General features: G+C 41.1%; 26 protein-coding genes. 24 read left to right on the top strand and 2 right to left on the bottom strand.

The genetic code is table 11. The features are described from left to right. Positions 1-47: 47 nt before the first annotated feature. From ACED20_RS08120 to ACED20_RS08005, 24 genes are all read left to right on the top strand, one after another. Positions 48-3,701: an MMPL family transporter gene (locus ACED20_RS08120; RefSeq protein ID WP_378104147.1), complete on the top strand. Its 3,654-nt coding sequence runs from the start codon at positions 48-50 to the stop codon at positions 3,699-3,701. 40 nt (positions 3,702-3,741) lie between these two features. Continuing rightward, complete coding sequence (locus ACED20_RS08115; protein WP_294225796.1) at positions 3,742-4,656, top strand: dialkylrecorsinol condensing enzyme DarA; 915 nt, start codon at positions 3,742-3,744, stop codon at positions 4,654-4,656. A 1-nt stretch (position 4,657) separates the two neighbouring features. Continuing rightward, positions 4,658-5,797, top strand: coding sequence for a beta-ketoacyl-ACP synthase III (locus tag ACED20_RS08110; protein ID WP_294202465.1), 1,140 nt, complete (start codon positions 4,658-4,660; stop codon positions 5,795-5,797). Further along, positions 5,797-6,228: a hypothetical protein gene (locus ACED20_RS08105; protein WP_294202466.1), complete on the top strand. Its 432-nt coding sequence runs from the start codon at positions 5,797-5,799 to the stop codon at positions 6,226-6,228. Before ACED20_RS08110 ends, ACED20_RS08105 begins: the two co-directional genes overlap by 1 nt. A gap of 4 nt (positions 6,229-6,232) precedes the next feature. Further along, positions 6,233-6,676 (top strand): ABC transporter permease, encoded by a 444-nt coding sequence (locus ACED20_RS08100; protein ID WP_294225799.1) that lies wholly within the window; start codon positions 6,233-6,235, stop codon positions 6,674-6,676. Between the two features lie 155 nt (positions 6,677-6,831). Then, on the top strand, positions 6,832-7,236 hold the full coding sequence (locus tag ACED20_RS08095) for a hypothetical protein (RefSeq protein WP_294202469.1): 405 nt from the start codon (positions 6,832-6,834) through the stop codon (positions 7,234-7,236). A 35-nt stretch (positions 7,237-7,271) separates the two neighbouring features. Next, the gene (locus ACED20_RS08090) at positions 7,272-8,267 is read left to right on the top strand and encodes a BtrH N-terminal domain-containing protein (RefSeq protein ID WP_294202470.1); all 996 of its coding nucleotides are present in this window, start codon (positions 7,272-7,274) and stop codon (positions 8,265-8,267) included. A 1-nt stretch (position 8,268) separates the two neighbouring features. After that, positions 8,269-9,024, top strand: a complete 756-nt coding sequence (locus ACED20_RS08085; RefSeq protein ID WP_294225803.1) for an ABC transporter ATP-binding protein — start codon at positions 8,269-8,271, stop codon at positions 9,022-9,024. Then, positions 9,011-10,279 carry an ABC transporter permease gene (locus ACED20_RS08080; protein WP_294225806.1) on the top strand — a complete coding sequence of 423 codons (1,269 nt, stop codon included), beginning with the start codon at positions 9,011-9,013 and terminating at the stop codon, positions 10,277-10,279. Before ACED20_RS08085 ends, ACED20_RS08080 begins: the two co-directional genes overlap by 14 nt. Continuing rightward, the gene (locus ACED20_RS08075) at positions 10,269-10,694 is read left to right on the top strand and encodes a thioesterase family protein (RefSeq protein WP_294225808.1); all 426 of its coding nucleotides are present in this window, start codon (positions 10,269-10,271) and stop codon (positions 10,692-10,694) included. The genes ACED20_RS08080 and ACED20_RS08075 overlap by 11 nt, the downstream gene beginning before the upstream one ends. A 47-nt stretch (positions 10,695-10,741) precedes the next feature. After that, positions 10,742-11,884 carry a beta-ketoacyl synthase N-terminal-like domain-containing protein gene (locus ACED20_RS08070; protein ID WP_294241238.1) on the top strand — a complete coding sequence of 381 codons (1,143 nt, stop codon included), beginning with the start codon at positions 10,742-10,744 and terminating at the stop codon, positions 11,882-11,884. A 42-nt stretch (positions 11,885-11,926) separates the two neighbouring features. Next, positions 11,927-12,178, top strand: a complete 252-nt coding sequence (locus ACED20_RS08065; protein WP_378104143.1) for a hypothetical protein — start codon at positions 11,927-11,929, stop codon at positions 12,176-12,178. After that, positions 12,175-12,462 carry a type II toxin-antitoxin system RelE/ParE family toxin gene (locus tag ACED20_RS08060; protein WP_294202481.1) on the top strand — a complete coding sequence of 96 codons (288 nt, stop codon included), beginning with the start codon at positions 12,175-12,177 and terminating at the stop codon, positions 12,460-12,462. Before ACED20_RS08065 ends, ACED20_RS08060 begins: the two co-directional genes overlap by 4 nt. Positions 12,463-12,480: 18 nt before the next feature. Then, positions 12,481-13,032 carry a 3-oxoacyl-ACP synthase gene (locus ACED20_RS08055; protein ID WP_294225817.1) on the top strand — a complete coding sequence of 184 codons (552 nt, stop codon included), beginning with the start codon at positions 12,481-12,483 and terminating at the stop codon, positions 13,030-13,032. 82 nt (positions 13,033-13,114) lie between these two features. After that, complete coding sequence (locus ACED20_RS08050; protein ID WP_294225820.1) at positions 13,115-13,372, top strand: phosphopantetheine-binding protein; 258 nt, start codon at positions 13,115-13,117, stop codon at positions 13,370-13,372. An 82-nt stretch (positions 13,373-13,454) separates the two neighbouring features. Continuing rightward, a complete protein-coding gene (locus ACED20_RS08045) occupies positions 13,455-14,654 on the top strand; it encodes a beta-ketoacyl-[acyl-carrier-protein] synthase family protein (protein WP_378104141.1) in 1,200 nt (399 codons plus the stop codon). Beyond that, positions 14,651-15,712: a beta-ketoacyl synthase N-terminal-like domain-containing protein gene (locus tag ACED20_RS08040; protein ID WP_378104139.1), complete on the top strand. Its 1,062-nt coding sequence runs from the start codon at positions 14,651-14,653 to the stop codon at positions 15,710-15,712. Before ACED20_RS08045 ends, ACED20_RS08040 begins: the two co-directional genes overlap by 4 nt. Positions 15,713-15,845: 133 nt before the next feature. Next, positions 15,846-16,574, top strand: a complete 729-nt coding sequence (locus ACED20_RS08035; RefSeq protein ID WP_378104137.1) for a polysaccharide deacetylase family protein — start codon at positions 15,846-15,848, stop codon at positions 16,572-16,574. A 185-nt stretch (positions 16,575-16,759) separates the two neighbouring features. Continuing rightward, complete coding sequence (locus ACED20_RS08030) at positions 16,760-17,386, top strand: outer membrane lipoprotein carrier protein LolA (RefSeq protein WP_294202494.1); 627 nt, start codon at positions 16,760-16,762, stop codon at positions 17,384-17,386. Between the two features lie 61 nt (positions 17,387-17,447). Further along, entirely contained in the window at positions 17,448-17,987 is a 540-nt protein-coding gene (locus ACED20_RS08025; RefSeq protein WP_378104134.1) for a hypothetical protein, read from the top strand. A 6-nt stretch (positions 17,988-17,993) separates the two neighbouring features. Next, positions 17,994-18,596: an outer membrane beta-barrel protein gene (locus tag ACED20_RS08020; RefSeq protein WP_378104132.1), complete on the top strand. Its 603-nt coding sequence runs from the start codon at positions 17,994-17,996 to the stop codon at positions 18,594-18,596. 4 nt (positions 18,597-18,600) lie between these two features. Continuing rightward, on the top strand, positions 18,601-18,981 hold the full coding sequence (locus ACED20_RS08015; RefSeq protein ID WP_294202499.1) for a 3-hydroxyacyl-ACP dehydratase: 381 nt from the start codon (positions 18,601-18,603) through the stop codon (positions 18,979-18,981). Further along, the gene (locus ACED20_RS08010; RefSeq protein WP_294202501.1) at positions 18,978-19,454 is read left to right on the top strand and encodes a hypothetical protein; all 477 of its coding nucleotides are present in this window, start codon (positions 18,978-18,980) and stop codon (positions 19,452-19,454) included. Before ACED20_RS08015 ends, ACED20_RS08010 begins: the two co-directional genes overlap by 4 nt. A 4-nt stretch (positions 19,455-19,458) precedes the next feature. Continuing rightward, on the top strand, positions 19,459-20,637 hold the full coding sequence (locus tag ACED20_RS08005; RefSeq protein ID WP_294241247.1) for a DUF2062 domain-containing protein: 1,179 nt from the start codon (positions 19,459-19,461) through the stop codon (positions 20,635-20,637). 491 nt (positions 20,638-21,128) lie between these two features. Here ACED20_RS08005 and ACED20_RS08000 read toward each other — a convergent pair whose 3' ends face one another. Then, a complete protein-coding gene (locus ACED20_RS08000) occupies positions 21,129-22,832 on the bottom strand; it encodes a C45 family autoproteolytic acyltransferase/hydolase (protein ID WP_378104129.1) in 1,704 nt (567 codons plus the stop codon). Next, positions 22,822-24,360: a phytoene desaturase family protein gene (locus ACED20_RS07995; protein WP_378104127.1), complete on the bottom strand. Its 1,539-nt coding sequence runs from the start codon at positions 24,358-24,360 to the stop codon at positions 22,822-22,824. The genes ACED20_RS08000 and ACED20_RS07995 overlap by 11 nt, the downstream gene beginning before the upstream one ends. Positions 24,361-24,375: the final 15 nt, after the last annotated feature.

The raw sequence follows: 24,375 nt of genomic DNA, 5'->3' as shown, positions 1-24,375 counted from the left end.
AACTCATCGCGAAAAATTTAAATTTGCAAACTTGATTTTACGATACCATGCACCGGTTTTTTATCTTTTTATATTATCTGATCTCTAGAAACAGGCTCTTATCCGTGCTTTTTGCCATCGGTATTGCTGTTCTATGCGGATTTTTCGCTTCAAAAATTAATTTTGAAGAAGACATCAACCAGATCATTCCCAAAAGTGAAAAATCGGACCTTACAGCCAAAGTTCTGAAGCAGCTTAATTTTTCAGACAAGATCATTGTCATCATTGAAAAGACATCGAAGGAAGAAAACTTCCAGCTTTCGGAAACAGCCGATTCTTTCCTGAAAAAAACAGAGCCTCTGCACAAATATATCGGTTCCGTTCAGGGAAAGGTAAATGACAATGAGATTTCGGAGACCTTTGATTTCGTCAATCAGAATCTGCCTCTATTCTTAAATGAAAACGATTACCGTGAAATAGAAAGGAAACTGCAGAAAGACAGCATTGCCAGACAGGTGGAAAGCAATTATGTTTCCCTGGCTTCTCCTACGAGCCTTGTGACAAAAGAATTTATTAAAAAAGATCCGCTCGGCATTACTTTTTTAGGCATTAAAAAGCTCAATGCATTAAATATCAGCAAAGATTTCAAGCTGGAAGACAGCTACATCGTTACTAAAGACGGCAAAAACCTGCTGTTGTTCATCAACCCTAAAAACAAAAGCAACGACACCAAAAACAACGAAGCCTTTATTGATCAGCTTAATGAAATAAAGGACAAGCTAAATACACAGTTTAAAGGAAAAACCGAGATCAGCTATTTCGGTTCGCCGGTAATTGCGGTGGCCAATGCCCAGCAGATCAAAAAAGACATCCAGAATACGGTAATGATTTCCATGACGGTACTTCTGATTCTCCTTATGTATTATTTCCGGAATTTTTTCACGCCGATCATTGTCTTTCTGCCAACCGTTTTCTCTGTGCTTCTGGCTTTACTGATCTTGTATTTTATCAAAGATAAAATTTCCGCTATTTCATTAAGCGTCGGCGCCATCCTTATCGGAATTACAATTGATTATGCTCTGCACATTCTTACACATTACAAGCACAACAATAATATTGAGGAGCTGTACAAGGAAATCACACAGCCTATTATTTTAAGCAGTGCGACAACCGCGGTCTCATTTCTGTGCCTGGTTTTCGTACGTTCGGAAGCGCTGAAGGACTTAGGGCTTTTTGCAGCGATTACCGTTATTTTATCGTCCGTTACGGCTTTAATTATTGTCCCCCAACTTTATAAACCGAAGGAAAAAGGAGAACACATCAACACCAATTTTATTGATAAGATCGGGTCTTATCCGTATGAAAAGAACAAACCTTTAATTATCATCTGCTCCGTAATCATCATTGCCTGTATTTTCGGATTCCGGAAAGTCGGTTTCAATGAAGATATCAGCGACTTAAATTACATACCGAAAGATCTGAAGATCAGCGAGGCCAAACTTCAGAAACTGTCGGACATCACGTCAAAATCCATTTACACCATTTCTTACGGAGATTCTGAAAACGAAGCACTGACCAGAAACTCCGAACTGAGCCGGTTTTTAGAAAAAGAAAAGAAAGAGGGCAAAATTCTCAGCTACAATTCAATTGGAAACGTAGTCTTGTCTCAAAAAGACCAGCAGAAAAAGATCGAAGCATGGAAGAAATTCTGGAGTCCTGATAAGAAAGACCAGACGGTTTCCCAACTGGTTAAATACGGGAATCAGTTCGGATTCAACAGCTCGGCATTCGACGGGTTTGCGGAAAATTTAAACAAAGATTATACAACACTGAGCCTGAAGGATTATGAAAAGATAAAAGCCCTGCAGATCCCGGAATTCCTGAACCATGAAAACGGGTTTTATACCGTTTCAAACGTGGTGAAAGTGGACGAAAACAAAAGGGATGCTTTTATAAAAGATGTCGAAAAGAAACATGACGCGCTGGCCATCGACCGGCAGCAGATGAATGAAAACTTTCTGGGATTGCTGAAAAGAGACTTTAATACCCTGATCAATTACTCTCTTTTAGCGATCATTCTAACGATCATCGTTTTTTTCAGGAATTTTGAGCTGACAGTTCTCACTATGTTCCCGATTGTCTTAACAGGAATCGTTACGGCCGGAATTCTCTATTTTCTGGGACTTGAATTAAATATTTTCAGCACCGTGGTCTGTACATTGGTGTTTGGTGTGGGAGATGACTTCAGTATCTTCCTGACTCAGGCCATGCAGAAGGAACACACGACAGGGAAAAACGAACTTCCGACTTACAGGACTTCCATTATCCTGGCAGTTTTCACTACCATCCTCTCCATCGGTTCCCTGATCTTTGCCAAACACCCGGCCCTTCATTCACTGGCACTGGTTGCTCTGATCGGAATGTTTTCCGTGATCATCATTACCTCGACTTTATACCCTTTCTGGTTCCGGCTGCTCATTACCAACCGGGCGAAAAAAGGGCTTTCCCCGATTACCTTCAGGTTGTTCCTCAATTCGGCACTGTCATTCATTTATTACGGATTGGGCGGACTGTTTTTTTCGGTCATCGGAAGTATTTTCGTGAAAAGGTCAAAAGGCAGAACTTTAAACTTTATTAAATTAATTATCGCTAAGTTTTTAACTTCTGTCCTTTATACTAATCCATTTGTAAAGAAAAAGTTCATTAAAAACCCGAATGAAGATTTCAGCAGGCCGGCGGTACTGATTGCTAATCATACCTCATTCCTGGATACCCTGACGATGGCCATGACGACCCATAAAATTATTTTCCTGGTAAACGACTGGGTGTACAACTCTCCGGTTTTCGGGAAAATCGTGCGGGCATTGGGCTTTTACCCGGTTTCCCAGGGCATCGAAAAGGGAATGCGGCAGCTGAAGGAAAAAGTGGATCAGGGCTATTCGCTGATCGTCTTCCCCGAAGCGGAACGGTCGTACACCAACGATATCAAGAGGTTTCACAAAGGAGCTTTTTATATTGCAGAAGAATTTGGGCTGGATATTGTTCCGGTGTACATCCACGGGAATTCCGAAGTTCAGCCAAAAGGAGATTTCATTATCTACGACGGAACGATTACCGTAAAAGTCGGCGACAGGATCCGGAAAGAGGACGAAAGCTTTGGAAATACGTATTCCGAACGGGCGAAAAAGATCAATGCCTTTTTCAGGGAACGGTTTGCCGCGTTCAGAAACGAACTGGAAGATGAAAATTATTTTAAGAAAAAATTATTTTTAGCCTATTTATATAAAGATAATGAAGTCGTGCAGGCGGTGAAGGACGATTTCAACAGAAATAAATCCGTTTACTATGAGCTGAACAAACATATTCCGAAAGATGCCCACATTTTACATATAGCGGACGATTTCGGACAGAAAGATATTCTGCTGACCCTGCAACAGGCCAGTCGGAGGATTTTCAGCTTTATTAAAAATGAAGAGAAGAGGAGAATTGCCGAACAGACGTATCTGGTCAAAAAGAGAAAGATCACTTACATCAATAAGATGGAGGAAATCAACAAAAAAATAGATATCCTTCTGATTTCCGATAGAAGCTTTGATATTAGTACCTTGCTGGAGCTTCCGGAGACCATCATTTTTATGAATGTTAAAAGTGATTCATTTAACCATGCGGATTACAGCTCAAAGTTCGGATCTGAGACATTAAAAATATTTAGTCTCGAATAATACATCCGAAAACCATATTTTTGTAACTGATAAGAGAACTATGAAAAAAAATATACTCGTCATCTATTATACTCAGTCGGGACAGCTGGAGGATATTATGAAGAATGTCGCCCGCCCGTTTGAGGATAAGAACGGAGAATATGAAGTCACCTACTACAACATACAACTGAAGAAGGACTTCCCTTTCCCGTGGAGCAGTGATGTATTTTTCAATACGTTTCCGGAATCGTACCTCCAGATCCCCAGCGAAATCATTCCTCCGCCGGAAGAGGTACTGAATAAGAAATTCGATCTGGTGCTTTTCGGGTATCAGGTCTGGTATTTAACGCCTTCCATCCCGATCATTTCATTCCTGAAAAGCGGATATGCAGAAGGTATTTTAAAGGATACACCGGTAGTAACGGTTTCCGGAACAAGAAATATGTGGATGCTTTCCCAGGAAAAGCTGAAAGTTTACTTAAAGAATCTGAATGCAAAACTGGTAGGCAACATCGCTTTGGTAGACCGCCACGACAATTACACCAGCGTACTCACCATCCTCCGCTGGATGACGACCGGGAAGAAGGAAAAATCCGGGATGCTTCCTGCCGCAGGTGTTTCGGACCAGGAAATCGCAGGCTCAGGAAAGTACGGAAAGATCATCGAAAAACACCTTTCGGAAAATACCATGGAAACCTTACAACCCGACCTGATAAAAAACGGAGCCGTGGAAATCCGGGCATTTCTGGTACGGGTGGAAAAAGTAGGTAACAAAATTTTCACGGTATGGTCCAACCTTATCATAAAGAAAAAAGAGAAACGTCCATTGCTCATTAAATTCTTTAAGGTATATTTGATGGCTGCGATATGGATTATTTCGCCTGTTGTATTGGTTTTACACTTACTGACAACACCAATCTTCTGGTTTAAAAGAAAAAAACAGAGAGAATATTTACAAGGAATTAATTTAAAATAGAATGAACGACGTATTTATAACAAAAGCATTTACATATCTACCCAATGAACCGGTTTCTAATGATGAAATGGAAACGTATCTCGGTTATATAAACGGCGCCCCTTCAAAAGCTAAAGCAATTATCCTGAGAAACAACAAGATCACGACAAGATATTATGCTTTAGATAAAGAAGGAAACCCTACCCACACCAATGCACAGATTGCAGCGAACGCGGTGAAGGGTCTTTTTGACGATAAATTTAAAAAAGAAGACATGGAGCTGCTTTCAGTGGGAACTTCTTCCCCCGATCAGATCCAGCCTTCCCACGCTTCCATGATCCATGGGGAGCTTGATATTAATAAATCTTTAGCCGTCAACACGGCATCCGGACTCTGCAACTCCGGGATGAATGCCCTGAACTACGGTTTTCTTTCCGTAAAGGCAGGCGTTCACAAAAATGCGGTTTGTGTAGGTTCCGAGAGAATGTCGGCATGGATGACAGCAGATAAATTCAACCATGAAGCGGAAAACTTAGCGCTGCTGGAAGAAAGGCCGATCATTGCCTTCAAAAGAGAATTTTTAAGATGGATGCTTTCCGACGGTGCCGGAGCTTTCCTTCTGGAAGGACAGCCGAGAGAAGATGAAGTATCTTTGAAGATCGAATTTATTGATTTTTACTCTTATGCTCATGAAATCGAAGCCTGTATGTATGCAGGAACCGAAAAGCAGGAAGACGGCAGCCTTAAATCATGGGCCGATTACCCGTCCGACGAATGGCTGAAGCAATCGATCTTTGCTTTAAAGCAGGATACTAAAATTTTAGATAAATACATCCTGGTAAAAGGAGCCCAAAGTTTAAGGGCATCATTTGATAAACATAACCTAGATCCTGATACCGTAGATCATGTATTGGCCCATATCTCTTCAGGCTATTTCAAAGAAGGCTTAAAAGAGGAATTCGCCAATGTAGGACTGGATTTCCCTTGGGAAAAATGGTTTTACAATCTTTCAGAAGTTGGTAACATCGGTGCAGGCTCCATCTTTATTGCTCTTGAGCAGCTGATGAATTCAGGAAGACTGAAAAAAGGGGAAAAAGTACTGCTGTGCGTTCCTGAAAGCGGAAGATTCTCTTATTCTTGTGCGCTGTTAACGGTTTGCTAATGGAAAACAGACTCCCCACTTCCGATCCGCAATTTGTAGAAAGCCTAATCCCGCAAAGGTTTCCTTTCGTTATGGTCGACAGCATTGCCGAATACTCTGAATCACATCTGGTGTCAGGCTTTGAGATCAGAGAGGAAAACATTTTTGTTCTGGACGGAATTTTTCAGGCTTCGGGCCTGGTGGAGCACCAGGCACAGAGTGTTGCGCTGCATACCGGATATAAATTTTATTTGCTGGGGAAAGAGGCTCCCACAGGATACATCGGTGCGATTAAAACATTTGAAGCCATGGCATTGCCTAAAACCGGAGACCGGCTGAAATCCGAAATTTCCATCATCAACGAAATGATGGGGGTAACGCTGGTAGATGTGGTAACAACGCTTAAAGATGAGGTGATCGCAAGATCCCAAATGAAAACCGTTATCATGTAATACTATGGAAATCAAGGAAGAAAACATCATTAACATCCACAATTTTTTACCGCATCGCGAACCAATGCTGATGACGGATTACATTCTGGAACTTACCAAAGAAAAAGTGATTACTTCCTTTACCATAAAAGAAGACAATATTTTTGTTGATAAAGGCGTATTTGTGGAAGCCGGACTGATTGAAAATTCAGCGCAGACCTGTTCGTCCATTTTAGGACAGAGTTTCTTTGAAAACCCTGAAGCCGATACCAAAGTAATCGGCTTTATTACCAATATTAAAAAAATAGAGATCTTTTCACTGCCGAAAGCAGGAAGCACGATAATTTCCAGAGCCTCGCTGATCTCGCAATTTGAAAACATCTGCCATATTTTCTGCGAAACCTTTCTGGAAGACGAATTGCTGATCCGCTGTGAAATCAATCTGTTTATTCAGGAGATAGCATCATAAAAAAATTGAAATACCAAAATAGGCTGTCTGAAAAGTTTCAAACAGCCTATTTTTATGGTTTTAAATCAATTCCCGCAAAACCACGATGATCCTATGTTCCGCATTTTTATTATCTTAGCGAATTGATTTGAACCATAATTTAACAAAATCTTTGAGTGAAAAAGCAAGATCTTCCACAGGATGAGAGCAACTTACAATCCGCCAACATGACAGAGGTACTGTATGTAACGGATGAAAATAACAATTACACTACGGCAAACAGCATCGGCTGGGAGGCCAAAAAAGCTGCTTTGGACGAATCTTTAGCCTTGATCAACGAAAGGATTGAAGAAGCCAGGCAGAACGTAGCCAACAACATGGTCAGCCCGATCGTCTATTTTATGGAATTAAATAAAATGGACCTTCAGGTTCTGGCAGCTTATGTGGGGATGTGGCAGTGGCGTGTAAAAAGACATGGCAAACCAAAAATATTCAAAACACTAAGCGAATCTGTCCTGAAAAAATATGCCGATGCCTTCGGGATTTCAACAGATGAACTCAAAAATTTCAACGGAAAATAAAGGAACCTTGCAGGTTCTGTAATATCAAGCTAAGAATGAAACTTAATTTTGAACACCACCAGACTGCACATTGCGAGAACGGTGTTGCCTCCAATTTATTATTAAACAAAGGGTTGAAACTCAGCGAACCGATGATCTTCGGGATCGGTTCGGGATTATTCTTTGTATACCTCCCTTTTTTAAAAGTAAATTTCGCACCCGGATTCAGCTACCGTCCGATGCCCGGCGCGATCTTCAGCAAAGCCGCAAAAAGACTGGGAATTAAAATTAAAAGACTGAAATTCTCCAATCCGGATGAAGCTCAGAAAGCATTGGAAAAAAACCTGGAAAACAATATCCCCACAGGTCTGCAGGTAGGTGTTTTTAACCTGACGTATTTTCCGGAAGAATATAAATTTCATTTCAATGCCCACAATCTTGTGGTATATGGTAAGGAAGACGGAAAATTCCTGATCAGCGATCCGGTGATGGATTACACCACTACCCTTACCGAAGCCGAACTCGAAAAAGTAAGATATGCCAAAGGTGCGCTTCCGCCGAAAGGACACATGTACTACCCTACCTATATCCCGGAAAACGTGAATCTGGAAGAAGCCATTAAAAAAGGAATTAAAGATACCTGCAAAAATATGCTGGCTCCCGTTCCGATCATCGGCGTAAAAGCCATGAGATGGGTCGCGAAAAGCATTCCGAAATGGGCAGCCAAAAAAGGTACGAAAACTACCAATCACTATCTGGGACAACTGATCCGGATGCAGGAAGAAATCGGTACCGGCGGCGGCGGATTCCGGTTTATCTATGGAGCATTTTTACAAGAGGCTGCGGTTATCCTGAAGAATGACCAGTTAAACGAGCTTTCCAAAGAAATCACCATGATCGGTGACCTCTGGAGGGATTTTGCCGTAGATATTGCCCGGGTCTATAAAAACCGGAATTCCAAAAGCGATATTTACAACCAGCTTTCAAAAACCATGCTTCATATTGCCGACCTGGAAGAAGCTTTCTACAAAAAACTGAGAAAAGCAATATAACGTGGAGCATTTCATAGAAATAAAAAACCTGTACAAGAAATACAAAAACGCCGAAGACTTCTCGGTAAACGATATTTCTTTGACCATCGATAAAAATGAAATCTACGGAATCCTTGGTCCCAACGGAGCCGGGAAAACCACGCTGATTTCAATGCTTTCGGGACTCATAAAACCGACTTCGGGACAATTTAAGATCGACGGGCTCTCCCACCAGAAGAATGGTTTTAAATTAAGGCAGATCATGGGAATCGTTCCGCAGGAATATGCTTTGTATCCGACGTTAACCGCGAGGGAAAACCTGATGTTCTTCGGAAGCCTTTACGGGTTAAGCCATAAAAATTTAAAAAACTCCATCGATGAATCTCTGGAAATCATGGGACTTTCAAAATTCGCAGATAAAAAGGTTGAACAATTTTCAGGAGGGATGAAGCGGAGATGCAACCTGATTGCCGGAACGCTTCACAACCCGAAGGTGCTTTTTCTGGACGAGCCCACCGTTGGCGTGGATGTTCAGTCCAAAAAAGCGATTATCGATTATCTTTTGGATTTAAATAAAAAAGGAACCTGCATCATCTATACTTCCCATCACCTTTCGGAGGCCGAAGAATTCTGTACCAAAATCGCAATTATCGATCATGGGAAGATCCACGCAGTAGGAACACCGGAAGAACTGATCGGTAAAGTTGCCCATGCGGAAAATCTAGAAGATGTTTTTATTTCATTAACCGGAAAAGAATTACGCGATGTTGTTGTATAAATTGTGGAGAAGCTTTGTGAAGGAAATCCTTCTGCTGAAAAGAGATATCGGAGGAATCGTTATTATTTTCGTAATGCCGTTGCTGCTGATCATTACGATTACCCTGATCCAGGATTCCACGTTTAAAAATCTGGAAGGCTCGAAAATTCCGGTCATTTTCATCGATCACGACAAATCTGAAGTCTCACAGAACATAAAAAAGGAACTGGAGAACAGCAAAACATTTGAACTGCTGACCGATTTCACTGAAAAATCCGCACAGGATGCCGTATTCTCCGGAGATTACCAGATGGCGATCGTTATTCCTGAGTATTTAACGAAAGACATCAATTCCAATATCGATTCCAAGGTACAGGCGATTGTAAGTTCATTCGGACTGGAAACGGATTCTGTTAAAGTTAAAAAGGAAGCCCCGAAAGCCAAAGAGATTCATTTGTATTTTGATCCGGCGACCAATATCGGATTCAAGAATAATGTGATGAATTCCATCAACAAAATGGTCTTTGAAATCGAAAATAAAAAAATCTACAAAGCATTCCAGGATCAGCTGGGCACCACGGAAGACCTCGAAAAAGACAAAAGCCTGATCGGGTTCAAAGAAATTACCCCGAAAAAAGGGGAAATGGAAATAATGCCGAATTCCGTCCAGCATAATGTTCCGGCATGGGCACTGTTTGCGATCTTCTTTATCGTTGTGCCATTATCAATTAATTTAGTTAAAGAGAAAAGCCAGGGAACCAGTGTCAGGGCAAGAATCAGTCCGACGCCTTATTTCGTTCACATCCTGGGAAAAACATTCACCTACCTCATCATTTGTGTCATCCAGTTTTTGCTGATGGTAGCCGTAGGAATTTACCTGTTCCCGTATATGGATTTGCCGCAGTTCGACGTTACCGGGAAGATGTTCCCGATGATTATCGTTACGATCTTTGCCGGCCTGGCTGCTATTGGGTTTGGTGTTCTATTGGGAACAATAGCGGATACACAGGAACAGTCGGCCCCTTTCGGAGCGACTTCCGTGGTGGTTCTGGCAGCCATCGGAGGAATATGGGTTCCGGTATTTCTGATGCCTGAATTTATGCAGACCATCGCTAAATTTTCCCCGATGAACTGGGGATTAAATGCGTATTATGATATTATTTTAAGAAACAGCGGAATCGGAGGCATTGCCAAAGAGATCACGTTCTTATTTTTATTTTATATTGCCATGGTAGGCATTTCATTATTTTACGAAAGAAAACAGCATGCAGTCTAAAGAAAATCTTTTAACGTGTACCGAAGAAGTACGGGTTCGCTTCAACGAAACGGATCCGCTGGGAATCGTATGGCACGGCCATTATATCGTCTATTTTGAAGACGGAAGGGAAGCATTCGGGAGACAACATGGGCTGACCTATCTGGATATTCAGAAAGCAGGCTACGTAACACCCATCGTAAAAAGTACCTGTGAACATTTTTTACCTCTAAAATACGGTGAAACCTTCAGAATCGTAACAACTTTCATAAACTCGGTTTCCGCAAAGCTGATTTACCGGTATGAGCTTTTCAACCAACAGGATCAATTGATCTGTTCCGGGGAAACCATTCAGGTTTTTCTGGATTCCGATAATAATTTATGCTTATACAATCCTGAATTTTTTCAGACATGGAAAGATAAAATGGGACTTTAGCCGGATTTTGGCTTTTCCAGATATGAATCGAAAATTTCATTAATTAAATGAACAACGAAATTTACATCACCGATTACAATTGCGTCACGCCATTAGGTTTTGATGTTTCATCGAATTGGAATGCTCTCTTAGAAGGGAAATCCGGTGTTTCCTTACACAAGATCATAGAAAATCAGGAGCCTTTTTATGCTTCCATGATAGAGGATGAAAAACTCAATGAAAAATTCGATAAAGTCTTTGAAGCTCAAAACCCACAGCATTTCACCCGATTGGAAAAAATGTTCCTGTTAAGCCTGAAACCTTTGGTTGAAAAACATCCTGTTTCAGAGGATACGGCTTTTATTTTATCTACCACCAAAGGAAATATCAGCTTACTAAAAAATCAGGAAACCTTACCGGAAGGCGCTTTCCTTTCAGGTCTGGCTCAAAAAATCGCCGATTTTTTCGGATTTAAAACCAAACCTGTCGTGGTTTCCAATGCCTGTGTTTCCGGAGTGATGGCCATAGCCGTGGCGAAAAATATGATCCGGGCAGGAAAATACAAAGATGCTTTTGTCATCGCCGGCGATGAAATTTCAGAGTTTGTGATTTCAGGCTTCAATTCTTTTCAGGCGATCGGAACCGGGATCTGTAAACCTTATGACAAAAACCGGGACGGCATCAACATCGGTGAAGCCGCAGCAGCCGTTTATATAACCTCCGAATCTAAAGGGAACGAAAAATTTAATTTTAAAATAACCGGAGATTCGGCCGTGAATGATGCGAACCATATTTCCGGCCCTTCCAGAACAGGCGACGGGCTGTTTGCCAGCATCAGGAATGCCATGAAAGAAGCACAGGTTTCCCCGCAAGAGATTGATTTTATTTCCGCCCACGGAACCGCTACCCTTTACAATGATGAAATGGAAGCCATTGCCTTCAACAGAATGGAACTGCAGGATATTCCCCTCAACAGCATGAAAGCCTATTACGGACATTGCCTGGGCGCGTCGGGACTGTTGGAAAGCATTATTTCCATGGAGAGTGCCCTGAACAATATTTTGATTCCTTCCAAAAATTTTGAAGAGCCGGGAATTTCTCAATCTTTGAACATCATTAAAGAAAACCAGCCTGCGGACATCAGGTATATTCTGAAAACCGCTTCGGGATTTGGAGGATGTAATGCGGCTGTTGTTTTGGAAAAAATATAAATAATAATTTTGTATTTTTGATAGACCTAAGTTTTGAGAAAAATGGAATCTACATTAGAGATCAGAAAAAGAATTCATGAATTCATTGACATTGCGGACAATAGGATCCTGCGTATTTTCAATGGGATTATTGACGCGGAAGAAAAAGAAAATTTCGACAATGACCCATCAGGTTATCCACAAGTTCCTGATTATGTCTATGACAGGATCGAAGAAGCACGTGAAAAATATCTAAAAGGCGAACTGAAGACATCTTCCTGGGAAGAAGTTAAAGAAAGGCTAAAAAACATATGAATTATTCATTGGTTTTATCGCCAAATGCCGAAACCGATTTAGCAGAAGGTAAATTATGGTACGAAAATAAACAGCTAGGCCTCGGCGAAAAGTTTTTGCAACAGGTCAACCTGTATTTTTCGAAAATTCAGGATTATCCTAAACATTTTCCTGTCAGGAGGGGAAATCTTAGCGAAGCTTACATTAAAAAATTTCCTTATCTCATTATTTACCAAATTATCGATAAAGAAATTGTAATATTCTCTGTTTTCAACACACATCAAAACCCAACGAAAAAGCCTTAACCCTTCTCAAACGTATTCATGAAGAAAACAGACATCTGCACCATAGAAAACTCAAAAATCATTCTGAATAACGAAATTATTTTTCAAGCTCAGGCAAGGAATTTTTCAGATTTTTCGAAGGAAGCTTATAAAAATTTTGAGCTGAATTATCCGAAATTCCACAAAATGGATAACCTCAGCAAGCTGGCCTTTCTGGCCTCCGAACTTATTTTAAAAGACGCGGATCACAGCCGGACCGGCCTGGTTTTTGCCAACCGTTCCTCCAGCCTGGATACCGATTTCAAATATCAGGAAAGCATCAATTCACCTGAAAGCTATTTCCCGAGCCCTGCCGTTTTCGTGTATACACTGCCTAACATCTGCGTGGGGGAAATCAGTATCCGTCACAAAATGCAGACTGAGAATGCGTTTTTTGTCCTGGATGAATTCGACGAAGAATTTGTAAACAGCTATGCGGGACAGCTCATACAATCAGGAAAGGCCGATAAAGTATTATGCGGCTGGGTAGAACTTTATCAGGAAAGTTATAAAGCTTTTGTATATTTGCTGACTGACAATGTAACAATTTAACGATATAACAATGTAACAATAATTTGCAGTCATCCATTCGTAAACTGGTACACTGCTGGATTGATACATTAAAATAATTTTTATGGAAAACTTAAGAGAAGAATTAAAACACAAAATTATCGAAGTTCTTAATTTAGAAGACGTTGCAGTAGAGGAAATCCAGGATACGGATCCTTTGTTCGGCGGCGGCCTTGGCCTTGACTCCATCGACGCGCTTGAGCTGATCGTTCTTCTGGATAAAGAATACGGCATCAAATTATCCGATCCTAAAAAAGGAAAGGAAATTTTCACCTCTATCGATACGATGGCGAAATTTATCGAAGAAAACAGAACAAAATAATTCAATCTAACAATATATCAATCTAACAGTGTAACAATATTGGTAAACTGTTAGATCGATGCATTGTTACATTACCAAAAACATGGGTCAAAAAATTGCCATCACAGGAATGGGCATCATCTCTTCCATCGGGAACAACGTGGAAGAAAACCTGAGTTCATTACAGTCCGGGAAGCACGGGATTTCAGACATCCAATTGTTTGAAACACGCCATGCCGGACATATCAAAACCGGAGAAATCAAGCTTTCCAACACAGAGCTGATGGAAAGACTTCAGCTGAAAGATGAAAAGAATGCGACGAGAACGTCCCTATTGGGAATGATTGCCGCAAAAGAAGCTATCGAAAGTGCCGGGATTTCGTATATCAATGAATACAAAACAGGCCTGATCTCCTCTACCAGTGTCGGCGGAATGGATGTTACCGAAAACTACTTCTACACGTACGAAGATTTTCCTGGCAAGCAAAAATATATTGACTCCCATGATGCGGGCAATTCCTCATTATTAATCGCCGATTATTTAGGTTTAAAAGGCATGGTTTCCACTATCAGCACCGCCTGTTCGTCAGCGGCCAACGCGATTATGATGGGGGCAAAGCTTATTAAAAACGGTGTTCTGGACCGGGTAATCGTCGGCGGAACAGACTCGCTTTCCAAATTTACCTTAAACGGTTTCAATACGCTGATGATCCTTACCGATTCCTACAACACACCTTTTGACAATGACCGTAAAGGATTGAATCTTGGAGAAGCCGCAGCGTTTATTGTTCTGGAATCTGATGAGGTGGTCCGAAAAGAAAATAAAAAAGTTATCGGCTATCTTTCAGGATACGGAAATGCCAACGATGCGCACCATCAGACAGCTTCTTCGGAAAACGGACAGGGTGCTTATCTCGCCATGAAAAAAGCCCTGAAAATCTCCGGTTTAGATAAAGAAAATATCGATTACATCAATGTTCACGGGACAGCAACGCCAAATAATGATTTATCGGAAGGAATCGCAATGATCCGGATTTTCGGAGAAGGAAAAGTTCCTGAATTCAGCTCCACAAAAGCATTTACAGGACATACGCTTGCTGCTGCGGCAGGAATTGAAGCCGTATATTCATTACTGGCCATCCAAAACGGCCTTATTTTTCCCAACCTGAATTTCAAAACCAAAATGGCAGAATTTGATCTGACCCCGGTGACGGAACTGAAAGAAAAAAATATAGATCACGTCCTTTCCAATTCATTCGGATTCGGAGGAAATTGTTCAACCCTAATTTTCTCGAAATCATGACAGACGTTTACATCAACAGTGCAGCCTGTATTTCCGTACAGGATACTTTAAACGAAAATTTCTTTGAAAACCTGCAGCCTTTTGACTCAAGCCAGGTTCTTAAAGCTGTTGAGCCCGTATACAAAGAATTTATTCCGCCGGCAATGATCCGGAGAATGTCAAAGACCGTAAAAATGAGTTCCGTGGCGTCCCAATATGCTTTGAAAGAAGCAGGAATCGAAAACCCGGATGCCATTATCGTAGGAACCGGAATGGGCTGTTCGCAGGATTCCGAAAAATTTCTGAAAAATGTGCTGGATAACAATGAAGAGTTCCTTACGCCGACTTATTTTATCCAGTCGACCCACAATACCGTTGCGGGACAGATCGCACTGGGGCTTCAGTGCCATGCTTATAATTTCACTTATGTAAACAGTTCTTCATCGCTCGAGTTTTCATTCCTGGATGCTAAACTTCAGATTAACGATGGTGAAGCCGAACATGTTCTGGTAGGTTCCACAGATGAACAAACCGAAAGAACGATGGAATTGTATGAACTCAGCAAAACCATTAAAAAAGAAGAACATCTTCCTGTGGATTATCTGAACTCCGCTACTAACGGTGTCATCTGGGGCGAAGGGGCAAGCTTCTTTGTGTTGGGTAAAGATAAGACAGATTCTTCCTATGCCGGGTTGAAAGACATCCGGATCAGCAACAAAGTAGATTTTGAAGAAACGCAAACGTTTATTGAAGAATTTTTAATTAAAAATAACCTGAACGCTCAGGATATAGATGCTGTTATCCTGGGATTCAGCGGCGATGCAAAGTCTGATGATTATTATACAAAGGCAATGGAATTGTTTACAAACTCCGCTTTGCTGTATTATAAACATTTGAGCGGCGAATTCAACACGGCCAGTGGCTTTTCTACTTTTATGGCATGCCATATTCTTAAGAAACAGGCAATTCCGGAAGTGATGATGATTAATGCTTTTAAAAAAGAAGAAATAAAAACCGTTCTTCTGTATAACCATCTTCGCGGGAATGACCATAGCCTGGTTTTATTGGAAAGAGCCTAGCTGTTGAAATACTTTTAACGCAAAGATTGCTTGTAAAGTTTGAAAATATTCCATTCGTAAAGGCGTTTCACTCAGCAAGGGATATTTACAGATATAAATTATTGATTTTTTAGCCCAAATTTAAAAAATAAAGATGAAACACTACTACTTTATCCTGTTCTACCTCTTTTGCAACGTTTTTATTTATACGTTTCATGGGACGATCTGGGTGTATCTGTTCTGTTTCCTGATGTTCTCAGCCGTGGTGATCTGGGGATCCTTCGATATCGGACTGGGTTATTTTGTTCATAGCCTTACGCACAAAATGACAAAAATAAAAGAAGCGGCCCTGACTTTCGATGACGGCCCTACCGAATTTACCCCAAAGTTTTTAGATCTTTTAAAAGAAAATAATATTAAAGCCACCTTCTTCTGTATCGGAAAACAGATCGAAAAATATCCCGAAACCTTTCAGCGGATTATTGATGAAGGCCATGCTGTTGGGAATCATACCTATTCCCACTCCAATCAGACCGGTTTTTTATCCACCTCAAAAATGGCGGAGGAAATTAAAAAGTGTGATGAAGTCATGCTGCAAACCGGAAATCTGAAGACCCGTCTGTACCGCCCGCCTTTCGGTGTTACCAATCCGAATATAGCCAAAGCGATAAAGCTGACCGGCAAAAAAAGCATCGGCTGGAATGTCCGTTCGCTGGACACTATTACTGAAAATGAGAACAAAATTTACCGGAAAGTTACCAAAGGGATGAAAAAAGGCAGCATCATCCTGCTTCACGACACTTCGGAAAAAACGTATAATGTTTTGGTAAATTTATTAGTATTTTTGAAGCGTGAAAAATATTCGACTTTTACCATCGAATAATTTAATGCAGAAGTTTTTTTGAACCACAAAAGCCACAAAAGATTTTGTCCTGCTCATAAAAGTTTATGGTAGACCAACTTTAAAAAGAGCACATGAGCTAAAAAATCAAAGATTTTTTAATTAAATGATTCAAAATTTTGACTTTTTAAGGTTAGACAGAACTTGTTCACTTAAAAAATAAAACAATGATTAAAAATATTTTCATCACTGCGCTTCTATCCGTTTCAGGATTATTCTTCGCACAGAATACGGCCATGTCAGGCGCGGAAGCCAAAGCTTTTGTCAGCAAAGTTTCCTCGGAGACCAAAGAAATAAAAACGCTGCAGAGTGATTTTACCCAGACCAAAAAAATGGATTTCCTGGATAAAAATATCGTTACTTACGGGAAAATGTCTTTAAAAACCCCGAATATGCTGAGCTGGAAATACACAAAGCCATATCAGTACAGCATCGTCTTTAAGGAGAATAAAATCTTCATCAACGACCAGGGGAAAAAGTCGGCGGTAGATGCCAAAAGCAAAACCTTCGAGAAGATCAATAAGCTGATTGTCGGAAGTTCCAACGGGCAGATGTTCAATGATCCGGAATTTTCCGTGGCTTACTTCAAAAACGGCAGTTTCAATATCGCGAAATTCACCCCAAAATCTGCACAGCTGCTTAAATACATTAAGCAGATCGAACTGTATTTCCCTAAAAACCAGTCAACGGTTTCACAGGTGAATATGACGGAAGCTTCGGGAGACACGACCAACATTGTTTTCAAAAATACAAAGATCAATGCACCGGTTGCTGCTTCGGAATTTAGCTTATAGCCTGATTTTCATATCGTTCGTATCCTGTAAAACTTACAAGCTTACGGATGCAAAGCCTGTCTTGAATACTGAACAGACGGTCGAAAACCTCTATTTTTCTTCTAAGGAAGATTACGTGTATAAATGCCAGATAGACATTTACAAAAATCACGTCAGCGGAATCCTGATATTAAAAAAAATTAATGAAACGACCCACCGCGTTGTGCTGACTTCAGATTTCGGAAACAAATTAATCGATTTTGAAATTTCCGGAGATGATTTTAAGCTTAATTATGTTCTTCCCGATCTGGATAGAAAAATTGTCATTAATTTCCTGAAAAATGACTTTCAGCAGCTTTTAAGGCAGAAATATCCCGTGACCGAAAGTTTTGAAAATGAAACCAGCCGCATTTACCTTTCAAAGATCGATGCGAAAACCTATTATTTATTTTTTAACAAACAGAACGGTCTGCTGAAAAAAATCATTTATACTAAAAACAATAAGGAAAAAATCGATTTTACTTTTGAGGCAAAAAAACATATCTTCGCGGACAGTATCAACCTTCAGCATAAAGATTTTAAAATAAACATAAAACTATTTCAGATAACCGAAAACGAATAAATTCACATGAAAAAAATTATTTCTTTATTTACTTTACTTATTTCAGCCATTGCTTTATCGCAGGTAACCTTTAATCCGGGAATAAGGGCGGGTGCCAATTTTTCGCACTTTACCAATAAAGCGCAGTGGTATTCCTATATGGATTCAGATTACTATGGCAATGCCGATCCCAATATGGAGTTTAAGAATAAAACCGATTTCTATCTTGGACTTTTCGGAAATATCCGGTTTGCAAAATTCTATGCTTTGCAGCCGGAGATCAACTATTCCAGACAGGGTGCAAAAATGGATACGAATATCAACAACTGGAACGGGCAGATGCTTACCGCCTCTTATGTAAGTCTTCAACTGGTTAATAAATTCTACTTTAATAAATTCAATGTTCATTTCGGCCCGACCTTGGAATTTCTGGTGGAACAGAAAAATTTCGATGCCGCTAATGAAATCGACCTGGGAATTACGGCAGGCGCAGGTTTTGAAATTACCGAGCATTTCGGGGTTGAAGCCAGGGTAAAAAAAGGTTTCATCCCGGTGTATTCCTTTTACAACGACCACTCGAACATCACGTTCCAGGCCGGTGTGTATTATACCTTTAACATGAAAAAATAATTCTATGCAGACTATTCTTACAGATTTTTATACTTTACAGTCTTACGAACAGGCAGAAAACGGAAGCTACACCGCCTACATCTCTCTGAATAAAGACCATGACATCTTCAAAGGGCATTTTCCGGGAAATCCGGTAACGCCGGGTGTGTGCATGATGCAGATCGTAAAGGAACTTTCTGAAGAATTTACAGGTCTGTCTCTGTTTCTGAAGACGGCTTCCAACGTAAAATTCATGGCCATCATCAATCCTTTTGAAACCCCGGACCTAAAGCTGCAGCTGGATATTACCCAGGCCGAAGGAGAAGTGAAAGTAAAGAATACCACATCTTTTGGCGAGACTATTGCATTGAAAATGTCAGTGAACTACCAAAAATTGACCTCATGAAATTTATTTTCTCACTTATAACCGCCTTCGTTCTTTTCTTTCAGTCGAATCTTGAATCGTTGAGAGAAAGCTATGCGAAAGCCAATGCTTCCAACGCCAATACGGAATCATTCATCAACATGGCTGAAAAGGCATCAGGTTCCGAACCTGTAATCCAGGGATATAAAGCAGCCGCACAGATCATGGAAGCAAAGATTACCAAATCGAACCGTAAAGCTTTGGTAAAATCGGGAGCGACGAGCCTTGAAGCGGTAATCAAAAGCAATCCCAATAATGCCGAACTCAGGGTAATCCGGATGAGTGTACAGGAAAATATTCCTAAAATCGTAGGATACAGGGGAAGCCTGAAAGATGATAAAACATTTCTTCTGGATCATTACAGCAAACAGAACGCGGCCCTGAAAAATTACATCAAACGTTTCGCCGCACAGTCCAAAACCTTTACACCCGCTGAAAAAGCAACCCTAAAATAAAACGATGACCCTGCCTGAAGTGCAAAACGTGATTTCCGAAAAGAAAATCTGTGTTTTAATCCCGACTTACAACAACGAGAAAACCCTGAAAAGAGTCATTGACGGCGTTCTCGATTACACGCAGGACATTATTGTAGTCAATGACGGCTCTACCGACTCCACCAAAGAGATTTTAGGACAATATCCTCAGCTCCACGTCATCCATTTACCGGAAAACAAAGGCAAAGGGAACGGCCTTAAAACCGGATTTAGAAAGGCAAAGAAACTCGGTTATCATTATGCCATTACCATCGATTCAGACGGACAGCATTATCCCGATGATATTCCCGTTTTCATAGAAGCATTACTTTACGAAAAAGAGGACGTTCTTTTGATCGGGAACCGTAATATGGCACAGGACGGCATTCCAAAAAAAAGCAGCTTCGGAAACCGGTTCTCCAACTTCTGGTTCTGGTTTGAGACCGGGATCAAACTGGAAGACACCCAATCCGGATACCGCCTTTATCCTTTACATAAAATTCCAAAGAAATACTTCACCCCGAAATTTGAATTTGAGATCGAAATCATCGTACGGACTGCCTGGAGACACGTCCCAGTAAAGAACGTCCCGGTAAAGGTGTTGTACGATCCGGCAGAGCGGGTATCGCATTTCAGGCCGTTCAAAGATTTTACGCGGATCAGTATTCTTAATACGATTCTGGTAGCAATTGCCCTGCTGTACATTATTCCAAGGAATTTCATCAATAATTTCAGAAAAAAAAGCATCCGGCGGTTTATTAAGGAAGATGTGCTGGAAAGCGACGGAACCAACCGTACGAAGGCATTTTCAATTGCGCTCGGGGTATTCGTTGGTTTTTCTCCTTTCTGGGGATTCCATACCCTGATCGTTATTTCGCTGGCGGTGCTTTTCAAACTTAACAAAGTGCTGGCTTTCTTCGCTTCCAATGTGAGCCTCCCGCCGTTTATCCCGTTTATTATTGCAGCTTCCCTTTTCCTGGGATCTCCTTTCGTAGACGGCAACAGCAACATCCTGAGCCAGGAACTGAATTTCGACCTGGTAAAAAATAACCTTTTGCAATATGTCATCGGAAGCATGATTCTGGCCATCTCAGCATCTGCATTAACCTGGATTATCACCTTCTTTTTACTGAACAAAGTAAGCCCGGACAAAACCGATTTTTAGGAGCTATTTCCCGCTATCCACTTCTACTCCTCACGCCAATGCTATGCTATGCCTTCGCCTGCTGCGGGGTAACCGTTTCTATCGGGGCTAGGCCGGTCGTCTTTTGTTTATCCCTTAGTCGGAAGTTAACAGTGAATCCGCTTTGCTTGTTAATGGTCAATTTTTAACGAATGAAATTTTGATTGTTGCTGGAATACGCAAAGACGCTAAGATTAGTAAAAAAGCAACGTTAAAAGGTGCAAGGAATTTGACAATGTCAAATTTTCATGCCGTTGACCAGATAGGCTTTCCAAATTTCAGTATCAGGAAATCAATGTGCAGTATTCAATTTTATCAAAGATAAAATCCTCACGCCTTTTCCACACAAAGCATTAAAAACCCTTTTGCGCCTTGGCGTATTCCAACATTGGTTTTCTGTAAAAAATTGACCATTAACAAGCAAAGCGAATTCACCATTCACCATCGAACATTCACTTGCGCAGCAAAATTCACTATTGACCTTTCAGCTTTTTCTCCGTCTTCTTCAGGTATTTTTCGACATTCTCCCGGTCCGGAACGGTGGTGATTTCTTTGGATAATGCTTTTTCAAACTCGGGCTTCGCTTTGGAATATTCTTTCCTGCTGAAATAATACCTGCCGGCTTGGTAATACACCAGCCAGAAATCCGGGTTCAGTGACTGGTAATGGAGAATGAATCCATCGGAAAGTGCTTTTGTCTTATCGTTTACCGCATCACTAATTTCGGAATTGGCAATCTTGTACTCTTCATAATTTTTAAATTCCCGGGAATCTAAAAAGGGATCTTTAGGAATATTCAATTTTGATTTTGCCAATGTGCCGGTGCCCGGTTTTCGGCCTGAGAAAACTTCATTCAGATCATAGCACACAAATTCTCCAAGCTGATAAGGATTGGCAGAGACCCAGACCAGTTTTTTCTGAGGCGAAAAAATCACCGCATGATGTGCCAAAAGCTGATTAATGGCTTTTTCGTTGCCGTAGCCGATTTTCTCTCCTTTCAATCCCGATTGATCCCTCAGAATGGCCGCCATCTTTTCGGGATTCAGCTTTCTGTTTTCCTGTAAAAGTTCCTGCAGCTTTTCGTAGCGGTATTCGGAATGGCTTTCCAGGATATGCTTCTGATTTCTCTTGTCATTTTTATACGCCTCCGACTGGAAATGATTGGTACAGAAAACCTTCGCGCTGTTTTCAACCCGGTACACCCCGAAATTATCCGGCGAAACCTCGATGATCACGGCATTTTTATCATTTGCACTTCCAACCAGGATGGATTCTGATACGAAAACCTTTCTTTTTCGGGCAATCGCAATAGCTTCATCGATATTTCTAGCATACTGTAAAATTTCCCGTGCCACCAGCGAAATCGGTGTTTTTGCCGTCAGCGGAATTTTCGACTTTCCGGCATTGATGGTAACCGTAAGGCCTTCCTTATTCATCCCGGAAACCACGCCGATCATACCGGGCCAGCTTACAGAAAGGTAAGGAATCCCGTCCTCCGGCTCTACAAATTGGATTAATTTATTCTTTGCAAAATCGTCCCCTACATAAAAATCGAAATTCCGGCCGATGAGCAGGTCGCCGTCTTCTGTATTTTCGTTCCAGACAGCCAGTGAAGTACAGCCAACCATCATCAGATCCTGCATCGCGTGGCCGATGTCATGTGCGCCGTGCAGGTACATGCTTCTCAAAAATTCAGGAGCGATAAAATTGTATTTGTCCGAAGAATACCGCGACAATCCGTAGAGTTCCGCCTGATCATCTTCCCGGATATTCAGGTACATTTTCCGGTTATACCATTTCAGAAAACCTCTCAGCAAATTTTGCTTAAATTTTGAAGGCACAAATCCTTCCACTTTTGAGAAAAAGACTTCTTCCTGCTTCTGCATCAGGTTTTGCGTTAATGCTCCGTTGTTATAGCCCAGCTGCAGAGGATTTCCTTTGATATACAATTCCCAGAGCTGCTGTTTGTTTTTGGTTAAATAATTTTCACGAAAACTAAATGTCGAATCATTAACCTTATTCACTTTCGGAACTTCCAGCGCATATTGTCTGATTTCCGGAAGATGCCGTACCGATTTTCTTATGCCGCAGGAAATAAGGCTGAGATTCAGGATAAGGCCAAGCAAAAGAAATACTATGCGAAAAGAAGAGCGGCTGGTTATAATCTTATTTTTCACCTTTGATTTTATTAATCAGTTGTATTAATCTTTCATCAATCACTTCTTTTCCAAGAATTTCAGCACAGGTATTAAAGGCACCGATCGTACAGCCTAAAATCCCATGCATGTTTACGGACTGGCCCGTCAGGAACAGATTGTCGATTTTCGTCCTTGGAGAAACCATGGTTTTCAGAGGATTTTCAGAACTCTTCATATACCCATACATATTTCCGTCGGCACTGCCAATGTAATCGCGGTAAGACAGTGGCGAAGAAGTATATATTCTTTTGATTGATGTTCTCAGATCAGGAATTTTTTTCTCCAGGGCGGCAATCATTTTTTCAGCCTTTTCAAGCTTGAATGTATCGTAATCCCCTCCACGGTCATGCCCCTCAGCGACCGTATTGAATGTATCCTGCCATTCTTTTACCTCTTCAAAATCCATATAGGAAATGGCCGTCAGGCTTTCGGCGAAATCAGGGTTGTGCTTCGACTGTGTCGAGGACAGCATATAGGTTTCCGGCCAGGCATCTTTCCTGTAACGATAGGCATTCCAAACCGATTCTTCACTGGAAAAATGGTAAAGGTTATAATTAAAATTCTGAACTGTTCGGGGCTTTAACACAAGATACACACTGAAACAGGAAGATACCGGTTCCCAGCTTCTAATTCTGTTTAAGAAAGATTTTTTCAGCCGGTTTTCACCGATCAGTCTGATGGCGGAACGGATCTCAATATTGGAAATAAATTTTTCAGCAAAATATTCTTTTCCGGCTTTTGTCCTTACTCCGGTCAGCACATTTCCGTCATTAAATATGAATTCCGAGACTTCAGAATGTTTATGGACTTCCGCCCCATGTTCACGAAGCCTTTTGATCAGTAATTTTGAAATCTGGCTTCCGCCTTTCACGCACTTATAAGCACTCTGAATGTAAGAATTTACCGTGAGCGCATGTACAAAAAAAGGAACATTTTCAGAATCTCCGGCGTATAAAAAATTAGATCCCAGCAACACCGACTGAAGTTTCCTGTTGGGTGTAATGGATTCGATAAACCGTTTGGTATTGAGGTGCAGGACTTCTTCATTATAATGGTCTTTCCCTACCAGGTTATACCTTGGAAACTGATTGCATATCCTCTGGATTTCCTCACAGTAATTCTGCAGGTTTTCCCTTTCGTCAGGAAAATTTTTAACCAGTTGCTCTATAAAATTATCGTAACCCTGTGCATGCGGATATTCGGTCTGATCATCCCCGAAAGTAATTCTATCATATCCGTCCGGATCCATCTGCTGAAGCTGAAGGTCATCCATAATACCGAGATATGAAAAATACCGATGAAGGTTCTGCCCTTCGGAAAGTCCGCCCAGATAATGCACACCGGTATCGAAAATCAGCTTGTCGCGGGAAAAGGTCTGGAGGTTTCCGCCATATTGGTTATTTTTCTCTAAGACACAGACTTTCAGGCCTTCTTTGGCGAGCACCAGCGCCGAAACAAGACCTCCCAATCCGCTGCCGATTACCAGTATGTCGAATTCTTTTTTCAAGGAGAAAAGCTGTGT

Source organism: Chryseobacterium sp. sg2396, assembly GCF_042610505.1.
In the GTDB taxonomy this organism is placed as follows: Bacteria; Bacteroidota; Bacteroidia; order Flavobacteriales; family Weeksellaceae; genus Chryseobacterium.
The sequence above is the reverse complement of the archived record's forward strand: the minus strand, read 5'-3'. Positions and strand labels throughout refer to the sequence as shown.